The organism is Streptococcus sp. 3.1 (assembly GCF_016648915.1).
In the GTDB taxonomy this organism is placed as follows: domain Bacteria; phylum Bacillota; class Bacilli; order Lactobacillales; family Streptococcaceae; genus Streptococcus; species Streptococcus salivarius_E.
Map to the genome: position 1 here is coordinate 63,306 of NZ_JACLQV010000011.1, position 14,382 is coordinate 77,687.

5 protein-coding genes are annotated in these 14,382 nt (G+C 40.4%); 4 read left to right on the plus strand and 1 reads right to left on the minus strand.

Annotation, left to right across the window (positions count from 1 at the left end):
* Nucleotides 1-304: 304 nt before the first annotated feature.
* Nucleotides 305-2,050 (plus strand): ABC transporter ATP-binding protein, encoded by a 1,746-nt coding sequence (locus H7U02_RS07585; protein WP_037602964.1) that lies wholly within the window; start codon nt 305-307, stop codon nt 2,048-2,050.
* Nucleotides 2,040-3,908: an ABC transporter ATP-binding protein gene (locus tag H7U02_RS07590; RefSeq protein ID WP_201043081.1), complete on the plus strand. Its 1,869-nt coding sequence runs from the start codon at nt 2,040-2,042 to the stop codon at nt 3,906-3,908. Before H7U02_RS07585 ends, H7U02_RS07590 begins: the two co-directional genes overlap by 11 nt.
* Nucleotides 3,909-4,002: 94 nt before the next feature.
* Here the strand turns inward: H7U02_RS07590 and H7U02_RS07595 are convergent, their stop codons facing one another.
* Nucleotides 4,003-5,526 (minus strand): ATP-binding cassette domain-containing protein, encoded by a 1,524-nt coding sequence (locus H7U02_RS07595; RefSeq protein WP_201043083.1) that lies wholly within the window; start codon nt 5,524-5,526, stop codon nt 4,003-4,005.
* A 434-nt stretch (nt 5,527-5,960) separates the two neighbouring features.
* Here H7U02_RS07595 and H7U02_RS07600 point away from each other — a divergent pair, with 434 nt between their 5' ends.
* On the plus strand, nt 5,961-7,049 hold the full coding sequence (locus H7U02_RS07600) for a hypothetical protein (protein WP_201043085.1): 1,089 nt from the start codon (nt 5,961-5,963) through the stop codon (nt 7,047-7,049).
* 527 nt (nt 7,050-7,576) lie between these two features.
* A partial coding sequence (locus H7U02_RS07605) for a Spy0128 family protein (RefSeq protein WP_201043092.1) occupies nt 7,577-14,382 on the plus strand: 6,806 nt, incomplete at its 3' end.

Sequence of the window (14,382 nt, forward strand, 5' to 3'; positions counted from 1 at the left end):
CCTATTTGCACTTGTTCGAAGTTGCTCACGATTCGACAGCTCGCTCTGCCCAAAAGTGATGCTTTCGTCGTGATGGATTACAGGACTAGATTATATCTATCAATGCCTGAAACACGCTCTGCTCAGGGTAGGCGATATTTTTCACCGTGGCAATAGTTATAGAAGTCCAGAGACTTCTATAACTCGGAAGTTTTGAGACTTTGGCTCAAAACTTAGCTATGAGATTCCGAAGGAAGCTACTAGCGTCCGAAGCCACTTAAGAAAAATATCAAAAAAAGAAAAAGAATAAAAAACGGAGGTAATTATGTTTCAAACCCTTATCCCCCAGATAAAGGAATACAAGAAACCCTCAATCCTAGCGTCCGTCTTTATGACACTAGAAGTCATGTTTGAGATTTCCATTCCCTTTGTCATGGCTAATCTTTTGGACAAAGGTGTCCAGCAATCCAACATGTCTAACATTTGGCTCTACGGTGGCCTCATGCTGGTCTGCGCCTTTCTATCACTATTCTGCGGCATGCAGTCGGCTCGCTATGCAGCTTTTGCCTCTGCTGGATTTGCCAAGAATCTACGTCAGGCCATTTTCAAAAAGGTTCAAACTTTCTCTTTTGAAAATATCGATAAGTTCTCAGCTGGTGGTTTGGTGACACGTATGATGACTGATGTTACCAACGTGCAGAACTCTTATCAGATGATTATCCGTGTCTGTGTGCGTGCACCACTTAACCTGATTTTTGCTATTGCAGCAAGTTTCTTGATTAATGCTGAAATGGCTTGGATTTTTGTTGGTGTAACGATCTTCCTTGGTGTGGTTTTGGCCATTATTACCAAAATCGTATATCCTCTTTTTACTCAAGTATTTGAGGCTTATGACAACCTTAACAACAGTATCAAGGAAAATATCACCAACATGCGTGTGGTGAAATCCTATGTTAAAGAGCAGGAAGAGACTGACAAATTTAAGAAGGCCTCACGTCGTATTTACAAGATGTTCATGCGTGCCATTCGTGTAGTTATCATGTCTAACCCAGCTATGATGTTGTCTATGTATGCGTCCTTCCTTATGATTTCCTGGTTTGGTGCCCATCTCATCGTTGGTGGTAGCTTAACTACAGGGGAATTGACTTCGATGTTCAGTTACACCATGACCATCCTCATGTCACTCATGATGTTCATGATGATCTTTGTCATGTTGTCTATCTCTACAGCATCTGTTGAACGTATTGATGAAGTTCTTAGCACTGAAGCCACCATTGTTTCACCTGAAAATGGTTTAACAGAAGTTGCAGATGGTTCTATCAGCTTTGATCATGTGGATTTCTCATACACGGATGAAAATGGTGACAAGACCCATGTCCTCAAAGATATCACTTTGGATATTAAGTCTGGTGAAGTTATTGGTATCCTTGGTGGAACGGGTTCGGGTAAATCAAGCTTGGTTCAGCTGATTCCTCGCCTTTATGATGTGGAAGAAGGTCAGGTTAGGGTTGCTGGGCATGATGTTAAGGACTATGATTTGGATAGCTTACGTAAGCAAGTTGCCATGGTCCTTCAAACCAATGTCCTTTTCTCAGGAACCATTAAAGAAAATATGCGTTGGGGAAATAAACAGGCAACAGATGAGGAAATCATTGAAGCTTGTAAGATTGCCCAAGCTGATGAATTTATCCAAGAGTTTAAGGATGGCTATGATACTAAGATTGAACGTGGTGGAGCCAATGTCTCAGGGGGACAACGTCAACGTCTTTGTATCGCACGTGCCCTTCTCATGAATCCGAAAATCTTGATTTTGGATGATTCGACATCGGCAGTCGATACCAAGACAGATAGTTTGATTCGTCAAGGCTTCGCTTCAAGTCTTAAGGACACGACCAAAATCATCATCGGTCAACGTATTTCATCTATCCAAGATGCCGACCGTATCATCGTCATGAATGATGGTCGTATCGATGCTGTTGGTACGCATGACGACTTGGTGGCTAATAATGCTATCTATCGTGAGGTTTACAAGATGCAAACACAAGGGAAAGGAGTAGCAGATGCAGAATAAGAAAAAAGCTAATTGGGGCTCTCTAGCACGTCTTCTACGCTTTTTGTGGCAAGACTACAAACTTTCACTTAGTATTGCCTTTGTCCTCATTGTTGTTGCTTCTTTGGCAACGGTTAATTTGACGGCTTCGATTCAGTCCTTGGTGGACGTTTACGTTCAACCCATGCTCAAATCTGGTAGTCATGATTTTGGGCCACTGTTACGTTTCTTGACGTCAGTTGGGGTCTTTTGTCTTATCGGTGTGGTTGCCAACTATGTGGCCTCCCTCCTCATGGCGACGATTTCACAAGATTCCCTGCGTTCCCTTCGTAATCAGCTTTTTGCTCGTATGCAAAAGCTTCCGATTCGCTACTTTGATGCTCACCAACACGGTGACATCATGTCTATTTACACCAACGATATCGATGCCCTCCGTCAAGCTGTCGAGCAATCTATTCCGCAGTTGTTACAAACGGCCATTACCCTTATCGGGGTGACTGTAACCATGCTTACGGTTAGTCCCCTTCTCTTTATCGTGGTTCTAATCATGGTAGGCATCATGTTTATGGTCATCAAAAATGTATCAGCTAAATCAGGTCGTTACTTCGGTGAACAACAAAAGAACCTAGGGATTGAGAATGGTTTTATCGAAGAAATGATGTCAGGTCAAAAGGTAGTCAAGGCCTTCGTCCACGAAGAAAAAAGTATGGCTGACTTTGACAAGATTAATGAACAACTCTTTGAATCGTCATATTTAGCCAATCGCTATGCCAATGTTCTCATGCCAATTCTTGGGAACTTAGGAAATGTTTCCTTTGTTTTGACTGCCTTGGTCGGTGGGATATTTGCTCTAAATGGTGTCGGTAGCTTGACTATCGGTGGTCTCATGGCCTTCCTACAATTGAACCGTTCCTTCAACGGCCCAATTACTCAGGTTTCTCAACAACTTAACTTTGTCCTTATGGCACTTGCTGGTGCAGACCGTATCTTTGATCTTTTGGATGAAGCAGAGGAAGTTGACCAAGGTAAGGTCACTTTGGTCAACTACGAATTGGTAGACGGTCAGATGGATGCGACAGACAAGAAAACCAACCACTGGGCTTGGAAGCACCCACGTCCAAATGGTGACTACGAATTGGTTGAGTTGGTCGGAAATGTGGTCTTCCAAGATGTTGATTTCTCTTACGATGGTAAGAAACAAATTCTTCATGGCGTTAACCTCTATGCAGACAAGGGGCAAAAGGTAGCCTTTGTCGGTGCGACAGGTGCTGGTAAGACGACGATTACCAATTTGATTAACCGTTTTTACGATATCCAATCTGGTGTGATTACTTATGATGGTATCGATGTGAAGCTGATTGAAAAAGATTCTCTTCGCCGATCACTTGGTATCGTGCTTCAGGATACCCATCTCTTCACAGGGACTATTGCTGAAAATATTGCCTACGGCCGTGCGGATGCGACTCGTGAAGAAATTCTTGAAGCTGCTCGTATTGCTAACGTGGATTCCTTTGTTCAACATCTGGACAATGGTTACGACACTGTTCTTACAGACGATGGTGCAGGCTTGTCTAATGGACAACGTCAGCTGATTGCCATTGCGCGTGCTGCCCTTGCTAATGCACCAGTTCTGATCCTTGATGAAGCGACATCCTCTATTGACTCTCGTACCGAAAAAATGGTGCAAGAGGGGATGGACAGACTCATGGAAGGACGCACGGTCTTTGTTATCGCCCACCGTCTTTCAACCATCGTTAACTCTGACGTTATCATGGTTATGGACCACGGACGTATCATTGAACGTGGTGACCATGACAGCCTTATGGAACAAGGTGGTACTTACTACCGACTCTATACTGGTGGTCTTGAAATTGATTAACATTAAAAGAACTCAGGCTTTGCCTGAGTTTTTTTGCATATGAAGAAGATGTTTCTTTTGAGACTTTTCTTGTAAAAACGATAGATTTGATATCTTAAATCTCAACTTCTTTTAAACCGTGTGAGTCCAGGCGATAAATCTTTTGGCAAACTTGTCTGAGGTAGTTGACATCATGTGAGACTGTCAGAATGGCACCTGGATAGTTCTCGAAGAGCTGTCGGACTTGGGGTTGTGAGGTGGGTGAAAAATTTCTGGTTGGTTCATCTAAGATAAGGAGCTGAGGGCTTTCTAAGACCAGGTGTAGCAGGAGTAGTTTTCCTTTCTGTCCTCCAGATAAATCAGAAATGGCATGGCTCATTTCATCATGACTAAAGTTGAGGTTGGCGAGATGGGAGCTTATAACCTCTCGTTCAGACTTGTCGCCTGTCTTACTTAAAAACGCTATCGGTGACAAATCATTTTGCAAGATAGTATTGTAATGTTGAGGCATGTAGCCAATAGTCAGGTCTGTCTTCTTGCTAAGTTCTTGGTAGAGAAAGTGTAAGAGAGTGGATTTACCACAGCCGTTATCTCCAACAATACCAATTTTTTCTTGCCCTTTCAAAGAAAGTTTGAGATGGTCAATGGTCAGGTGAGGAGCGATGTTTATCTGCTTTTTATCCAGATTTAAGAGATATTTTCCCTGAGGTAGAGGAGTGATATGAGAGAAGAATAGTTCAATACTGTCTTCTTTATCAGGCATTTGTGTCATATCTTGGGCAAGGCGGTCGTAGCGTTTTTCTTGCGAGAGGACTGCTTTCATCTTTTTGGCAACCAATCGTCCTTGCGTGCTATCATGCGTATTACGTAGGGTAGTTTGAACATTTTGTTTGATACGGAGATGCTTGGCCATGGCTTTGTCATAGGCTTTTTTCTCGGTCTTCGCTTGCTGCATTTGTTGCTGGAAGGCATCAGTGCGTTGCTGGCTATAGTTATCATAGTCGAGGTGCTCCACACTAGTCCTTGCCTGACGGCGACGTTTAAGGAGTTCCAGATGGATAATGGTATCTGCTGTCTGGCTTAGTAGGTCTTCGTCATGTGAGATATAGATTATGGTTTGATCAGAATGTTTGATAAAATTTTTTAGCCAAGTCATAGTAGTCAAGTCCATATCGTTTGAGGGCTCATCAAGAAAAATGATGTCGTGGGGACGGGCTAATTCTCGGATGAGTTGAATTTTGAGTTTCTCGCCACCTGACAGAGAGGAGATAAGCTGACTGCTAGCAAAACGATCACTATCAAAATGAAGTTCATCAGCCAGACGATAGAGGGTAGCATAGTCTAGGTCATAAGTATCCGCAAAGAAGTAGTCGTTAAGGGTTAGGGATTGTAAGTCATCCGAAATCTGCTGGGGAATATAGACCTGTGGGCTATCTGGTTTATTAATAGTTCCCTCGTAAGAAAGATGGTCAAAATGTGCTTTAGGATTGACAAGAAGGGTAAGGAGACTTGACTTTCCATTGCCTTCTTCCCCAATGATAGCGACTTTTTCACCAGTAGCTATCGTTAGATTTAAGTCATGAACGAGTTCACGCAAATCTTTGGTATGGGTAATAGTTAGATGTTGAATCTGTATCATAGGACCTCCTAGGTCTGAGTGCTTGTTGATAGTGTTTCATGGAAAATATGGTTCTTACTTCAAACAATATCAAAGGTCAAAAAACAGTCCTACCTTATAAGATAGAACCGTCTTGAATCTAGCTAAAAAGCCCTCTAGGAGATAGTGATGGTGTGGATGCAAAAAAACGCAGATACCACCAATAAATTTTCTATAGAAAAAGAGCGCAAAAAAGACATGAAAACAATCTATCAAATAAAGTAGGTTTATTGTGAATAGACTTAGTTGTTCATGTCTCCATTTACCTCCGAATGTTACTTGCCTTGATTGTACGCTGTCCGAGAGATTTTGTCAAATGAAAATAAAATATCCAGTCCTATTAGACCGCCAATCTACCTTATCAATAGTCTCCACCTATGCTATACTAAAAGCAATACTAAAAATGGAGATTATTTATGGAAAATAAGTTTGTAAAGAAACCAACACCTAAGGGGGATAAGTCCACAAGAATTGTTTTTATAGGTCTCTTAGTGGCATTGCTTTTTATAATCGCAGGGACGGCTATCTTCTTTGCTGTGAATAGTAGCAGTAAGGCTACCAAAGGTTCAGCTGCATCCAGTAAGTCGAGTACGACTGTCTATTCCGGCAGCAATGCAGAAGACCCCTTGTTCAAAATTACCCTGAAAACCTTCGGAGATAATAAAGAATTTTTACTCGTGACACCAAATCCTGGTCATGATAGAAACATGTTTAACATTGTGGGGGTAGCTGGTCAATACTTAGTCACTCAAGAGTACAAGGGGGATGAATCTGGTAAGAAAAATGCCAAGGGTGAGACACTTTATAAGTATGACTACTTTAATATCTATATGTATGACACGGAAAAACCAAATCAAAAACCTAAACAAATTGACCTCTTGAAATTGGCTAAAAAAGCTGGGGATGAAGATTATTTAAATCAGGTAAGTCTAAGGCTTTTCATGCTTAATGAACAAGCTTACTTACAAATGCCTTTTGGTGCGTCATCAGCTGATTTTGCTTCTAATAAAAAATACCTCAATCTCAAAACGCAAAAGATTGAGGAAATGAATATTTCAGCTAACTCGAATACTTTGTACTCGGAATTGGATTACGCCAATGTTGATATGCGTAAGACTTTAGAGCCTTTGGGTCTTGAAATGTGGCCGGGTGCAACTAATGGTAAGGATCTAGATCATCCAACAGAAACACCAATTGCGAGTCTGCCTGCTCTTTATTACATTTCTGAAAAAGACAGAAGCCTCAATATGGATAATAGCAACTTTGCCAAAGAGCATAAGGATGCTTATGAAGCGATTAAGACCAAACATGCTAGGATCTACACCATTCCAAGCAAGATTAACAATGAAACCTGGTTCAATACCTTACTCCATTGGATGGCATCTGAAGGCCAGGATGCCTACGAGTTACCGGTTAGGGCATTTAGACCGACTCAGGAAGAAGGGAAAGTCAAGTCCTACCAAGAATTGCAGACTTGGAATGACAACCATATCAGAAAAAAATAGGGGAACTTACCTCTGAAACCCATAAGATTATGAACCCAAGTTTATGATACTTGGTTTTTTTAGTTTTTTGAAATGCTAATGGGAGACTTTAGTCGTGAAAGAGGATTATTAAATTGTATATCAATGGTTTATCGAGGGTGTTACAGAATCGGATGGTTTGTAATAAGAAGGTGAAAATTAGAATCAAAGTGAGAATATCGGCCAATAAAATGAGTTAAACTCTCTCATAACTCTGACATCTTACTTGAATAATATGAGAAAGTTAGGAATGAAAAGAAAATAAAATAGAAATTTGAAAACGGTATAAAGCAAATAAAATCAAGGTTTTTACACTTGTAAGAATAAAAAATGAGCGAAAGTTGTTGGTTGAATTGTCAGACAACTTGATTTTTTTTAAAAAAGTTAACTTAATCACTTGACCATGAATTGTCAGAATGTTAGAATGTAATAGAATCATGAGTTCAAGTATAGGATTCTTGTATACTCGTGACCTATAACTAACTATTTCATACAGAGGGAGACTTGAAATGAAAGACATTTTTAACAGACGTCAACGATTTTCATTGCGTAAATATTCGTTTGGTGTCGCTTCAGTCTTGCTAGGAACGGCACTCTTTGCTGCTCATACTGCACAGGCTGATGAAGTAACAGCGCCTGACGCTTCTTCATCAAATCCTGGTTCATCAGTTGAGGGCGAGAGTTCTTCAGACCTGGTTGAGACGTCAACAGCATCAACAGCTCAAGCAGATCCTACTGCAGCTGTATCTTCAACTGAGGCAACTGCGTCAACATTTAACTTGACGCCAGAAGCTTCAACAACAGATAAGGCTGCCGCAGAGACAACTGACAAACAAGCTACAGAAACTGCAAAACCTGAAGCAGCTAAACCAGCTTCAGAGACTGCAAAACCAACTGAAAAAGCTACGTCAGAAACAGCTAAACCAGCTACAGCGGCATCTTCAAATGCAGCTAGCAACAACGTTGAAACAACAGCTTCAGCGACAGCCGCTGCAGCAACTCCAGCTGCAACAGCGGCTAATCGTACTGCAGCAACAGCAGCTCCAGTAGCTGAAGAAACAGCAGCAGCCGAAACTGCGGCAGCAGCAACAAGTGTTAAGCCAAATGTCACAGCACGTGCTTACTCAGTTAGAGCAGCAGCTGAAGATCGCAGTGCAACACTTGATCGCGCTGCTAGTGAAGTGACAAGTGCAGGTGCTTTGGAAACAAGCCGTCGTAGTCGTAGTCGTAACCGCCGTGCTGTTACAGACCACAATAACGAGCCGGTTGCTGTAGCAACTTTCCTAAAAGACGGTGAAGTTGCTACACCTGAGATGACGGATCCAAATGGTGCAAGTGTTGCATCTCAAACTGTACCAGCTGGATACCAAGCTAAAGAAGGCGACTTCTATACTTATGCTATTTGGGATCTTACTAAGTTCAATGAACGTTATGGTACAACATATTATGCGCGTGCCTATAAGAGATTTGATGACTCTACCGATACAACTGTTGAATTGATCAACAAAAATACTGGTGCTGTAGTTGAAACAAGAACGATTACCGCTTCTAGTGGGGTTCAAAAGTTCACGACTACTACAGCAGCGTCTAATAGCCAATTAACTTTCCAAGTAGATTATAAAGCTGGGACTGCCCCAACTGGTAAAAAAGCAGAACCATTTATTCAAAATGGTTATGCAGTTGGAAAGAGTATCACAGACTTAGTAGCTAGTGGACACCAACTTACACCAGCTGAGCAAGCACTTTATACTGCGGTTTATAACGCTCGTACTACAACAGATATTTTAAACGTTGTTGAACCAGCTTACAATGGTCGTACAATTACTGATTCAAACGCTAAAATACCAGTAACAATTAATAAAACAACTTACTATAAAGTAGTTGATAAAAACAATCCAACATTTAACGCCAATAAAACAGATAAAACTGTTCAAGATTATAAAGAAAATGGTAATGAAGTTGAGTTAGCTAGATACACTCTTAAAGCTGAAGAAGGACAACGTTTCACAGCATCTGGCGAACGTCAATTTGATGGCTACAAACTTTATCAAGCAGCTGATGCAAATGATCAATCAGGTACTGTAAGTCGTCCTTACACCGTTGGTACGAAATTCATGGATGCGGACCGTTACGGTATCAAACGTATCAAAGAAATTGTTGGAGAAGATGGTTCAGTCGTTATTCGTGTTTACTTGCTAGATCCAAGACAACAAAGTAAACGTTCTGATGGTTCATTAAGTACCGATGGCTATATGTTGCTAGCAGAAACTAAGCCGATTAAACCAGGTGAATGGAATTCACAGGATTTAGTTGTTAAGAAAACACCTCTTAGAACAATTTCATATACAGAAACTAATCCAAAAACTGGAGCAGTCACACAATATCCTAATGGTAAAGAAGTTCCATTTGACTTCCAAAAAGCTTCTGGATATGAACCATATCATACTGTATTCGTACCATTCTTAGGAGATGGAATTGGACACGGCTCAGCTAACTCACAATTGGAACGTGGGGTAGAAGGTATCGGTACCAACGTTGACTTGCTCAACACTTTGACACCGTACAAACAACCTGTTTATTACTATGTAAAACAAGAACCAGTTGAAGTCACTCCAGAAGTTGAAAAACAATTGGCAGGACGTACCCTTGTAGATGGTGAATTCAGCTTTAAGATTAAGGAAAACTCTTCTGCACCTGGTGTGGAAGAAACTGTCACAAATAAAAATGGTAAGGCAACCTTCTCTAAATTAACATTTAATAAAGTAGGTACTTATACTTATACTATTACCGAATTACCAGGTGCAGATAAGGATGTCGACTATGATGCTATGAAAGTAACCATGACTGTTACGGTTACTGAAAATGCAACAGGTGATTTGCAAGCTTCTGTTAAATACAGTGGTGCTGGCGGTTTTGCTTCAAGCGCAGATGACAAAGTCTTTAACAACTACGTTGTAGCTCCTGTTAAGACTAAGTTTGACTTTAGCAAGGCTCTCGCAGGTCGTGAGTTGAAAGCCGGTGAATTTAGCTTCGTATTGAAAGATTCAACTGGTAAAGTTCTTCAAACTAAAACAAATACTAAAGCAGGTGTTGTAGCCTTTGATGATTTGACCTTTGACAATACTCAAGTTGGTACTCACAAGTACACTGTAGAAGAAGTTATCCCAGAAAACAAAGAAGCTGGTATGACTTACGATACAATGAAAGCTGAAGTAACAATCACTGTTACTAAGGAAGGTCACGTTCTTAAAGCAACAAACACTCTTCCATCAGATACAGAGTTCAACAATACATTCACACCTGCTGCAACACAAGCACAATTCCGCTTCACAAAACGTTTGGAAGGTAAGACTCTTGAAGCAAATGCCTTCACCTTCGAATTGCTTGAAAACGGCAATGTGATCCAAACTAAGAAGAATGCGGCTGATGGTTCAATCCAATTTGATCCAATCTCATATGCAACTGTAGGTACACACACTTACACTGTACGTGAAGTAGCTGGAACAGATACCAACATTGATTACGATGATATGAATGCAGTTGTAACTGTAAATGTCACAAAAGACGCTCAAACAGGTCTTTTGAACGCTGCAGTTACAATGCCAGCTGATACTGAGTTCAATAACTTTGCTGTTGCACCAGTTAAGACTCGTTTTGACTTCACTAAAGCTCTTGCAGGTCGTGCTCTTAAAGATGGTGAATTTAGCTTCGTATTGAAAGATGCCAACGGAACTGTTCTTCAAACTAAGACTAACAATGCTAATGGTGTTATCGCCTTTGACGATTTGACATTCACAAACGCACAAGTTGGTACTCACAAGTACACTGTTGAAGAAGTTCAAGGTTCTGAAGCTGGCATTCAATATGACACAATGAAAGCTGAAGTAACAATTACTGTTACTAAAGATGGTCATGTTCTTAAAGCTGTTAATACACTTCCAGCCGACAAAGAATTCAACAATACATTCACTTCATCTCCAACACAAGCACAATTCCGCTTCACAAAACGTTTGGAAGGTAAGACTCTTGAAGCAAATGCCTTCACCTTCGAATTACTTGAAAACGGCAATGTGATCCAAACTAAGAAGAATGCGGCTGATGGTTCAATCCAATTTGATTCAATCTCATATGCAACTGAAGGTACACACACTTACACTGTACGTGAAGTAGCTGGAACAGATACCAACATTGATTATGATTCAATGAACGCAGTTGTAACTGTCAATGTCACAAAAGACGCTCAAACAGGTCTTTTGAACGCTGCAGTTACAATGCCTGAAGACACTGAGTTCAACAACTATGTAGTTGCTCCAGTTGTAACTAAGTTCGACTTTACTAAGAAATTGGCAGGTCGTGAACTTAAAGCAGGTGAATTCAGCTTCGTATTGAAAGATTCTACAGGTGCAGTAGTTGAAACAGTTAAAAATGATGCTGCTGGTAATGTTTCATTCTCTAACTTGTCATTCGACAACACTAAAGTAGGTACTCATACTTATACAGTAGAAGAAGTTATCCCAGCCAACAAAGAGTTTGGTATGACTTACGATAAGATGAAAGCTACTGTTACAGTTGAAGTTGCTAAGAACGGTCATTCATTGACTACGGTTACAAACGTATCTTCAACTGGTGGGGTTGATGCCAACGGTAATGCTACTGACGGTACTGCCGATAAAGAATTCAACAACAAAGTAACTCCTCCAACACCTCCTGAATTCCAACCAGAAAAATTTGTCGTTTCTAAAGAGAAATATGACATTACTGGTGACAAGTTGATGGATGACGACGATGATGTACCTGGTAACGAGTACACAGCAACAAATGCAAATCCATATGTTGATGGTGTTAAAAACAACGAACCAGAAAACTTGAATACTAAGACTGTTGAACGCGGTTCTAAATTGGTATACCAAGTATGGCTTGATACTACTAAATTCACAGAAGCTAACAACATCCAATACGTTGGTGTATCTGATAAATACGATGCAGAAAAATTGGACGTTAACGCTGCTGACATCAAAGCATACGATTCAGTAACTGGTGCAGACGTGACTGCTAAATTCGACATCAAAGTTGAAAATGGTACAATCACTGCAACTTCTAAAGATGAATTTATCAAAGATAAAGTAAACAACCCTGTTATCGATACTACTAAATTCGCATTTGGACGTTACTATAAATTTGATATCCCAGCAACTGTTAAAGAATCTGTTAAAGCTGGTGCTGATATTGAAAATACAGCCAACCAAACAGTTCACGTTTACAACCCAGTAAGCAAGACAGTTGAAAAACCTGAAAAACCAACACAAAAACGTGTTAACAGCGTTCCAGTTCCAGTGGAAATGAACTTCACAAAACGTTTGGAAGGTCGTGAACTTCAAGCTAACGAATTCGAATTTGTATTGAAGAAAGACGGCGTTGAAGTTGAACGCGTGAAGAACGACGCTGCTGGTAAGATTGTCTTCGAGACTCTTAAATTTGGTCGCGATGATCTTGGTAAGACTTACAACTACACAGTAGAAGAAACTCCTGGTACAGATACAACTGTCAAATACGACACAATGGTTGCCACTGTTAAAGTTGTTGTTTCACACGACGGTACAGCTAAAGCAATCGTTGCCAACGTAACAGATGCTGCTGATAAAGAATTCAACAACCGTGTAACACCTCCAGAAGAACCTAAGTTCCAACCAGAGAAATACGTTGTTTCTAAAGCGAAATTCGATATCACTGGTACTAAACTCGTTGATGATGATTCTGAATTGACAGATAAATATGGTGAAACAAACACCAATCCATATGTCGATACAACTGACAACAACGAATTGGAAAACTTGAATACCAAGACAGTTGAACGTGGTCAAAAACTTTACTACCAAGTATGGTTGGATACAACTAAATTTGATGCAGCTAACAAAGACAACATCCAAACAGTAGGAATCACAGATAACTACGATAAGGATAAATTGACTGTTAATGCTTCAGACATCAAGGTTTACGATTCAGTAACTGGTGCAGATGTTACTAACAAGTTCGATATCACTGATAACAACGGTGTTCTTACAGCTAACCTTAAAGCTGGCTTCACTAAGTCACTTGGTGACGCTGAAAATACACAAATCATCGATACAACTAAGTTTGAATTTGGACGCTACTATAAATTTGATATTCCAGCAACAGTGAAAGACGATGTTGTAGCTGGTGCAGATATCGAAAACAAAGCAGCTCAAGTTGTTAACTACTACAACCCAGTAAGCAAGACAGTTGAAAAACCAAACAAACCAACTGAAAAACGTGTCAACAGTGTTCCAATCTCAGTAGAATTCAACTTCACTAAGAAATTGGAAGGTCGTGACCTTAAAGCTGGCGAATTCACATTCGAGTTGAAAGATAGCGACAATGTTGTGATTGCAACTGCAACCAACGATGCAGCTGGTAAGATTAAATTCTCTCCAGTAGAGTACACAAATAAAGCTGGTAAAACTGTTACAGCCCTTAAATACCAGAAGGGTCAAGAAGGTACTTACAAGTACACTGTAACAGAGGTTAAGGGTACAGATGCAACTGTCACTTACGATGAAATGGCTGCTGTTGTAACCGTTACTGTATCTCATGATGGTACAGCGAAAGCCTTGATCACAAACGTGACAGACCCTGCTGATAAAGAATTTAACAACCGTGTGACTCCACCAGAAGAACCTAAGTTTCAACCAGAGAAATATGTTGTTTCTGAAGAGAAATTCGATATCACTGGTGACAAACTCGTTGATGATGATAAAGAGTTGGCAGACAAGTACGCAGACACAAATGCGAACCCATATGCGGACGATGCATCAAACAACGAAAAACAAAACTTAAATACTAAGACTGTTAACCGTGGCGACAAGTTGGTTTACCAAGTATGGTTGGATACAACTAAATTCGACGCATCTAACAAGGACAACATCCAATCAGTAGGAATCTCAGATGACTACGATGAAACTAAATTGGAACTTGATTCTACTAAGATCAAAGCTTACGATTCAGTAACAGGCGCAGAAGTCACAGATAAATTCGATATCACTGTTAACAACGGTGTGATTACTGCAACTCTTAAAGCTGGCTTCACTAAGTCACTTGGCGATGCAGAAAACACACAAGTTATCGACACAACTAAATTCGCCTTTGGACGTTACTACAAGTTCGACATCCCAACAACAGTTAAAGCTGATGTACCTGGCGGTGTAGATATTGAAAATACTGCGGCTCAAGTAGTTAACTACTACAACCCAACAACTAAGAAAGTTGAAAAACCAAACAAACCAACTGAAAAACGTGT

Coding starts and splice junctions, on each gene's coding strand:
- H7U02_RS07585 (WP_037602964.1), top strand. CDS start 305: ATGTTTCAAACCCTTATCCCCCAGATAAAGGAATACAAGAAACCCTCA.
- H7U02_RS07590 (WP_201043081.1), top strand. CDS start 2,040: ATGCAGAATAAGAAAAAAGCTAATTGGGGCTCTCTAGCACGTCTTCTA.
- H7U02_RS07595 (WP_201043083.1), bottom strand. CDS start 5,526: ATGATACAGATTCAACATCTAACTATTACCCATACCAAAGATTTGCGT.
- H7U02_RS07600 (WP_201043085.1), top strand. CDS start 5,961: ATGGAAAATAAGTTTGTAAAGAAACCAACACCTAAGGGGGATAAGTCC.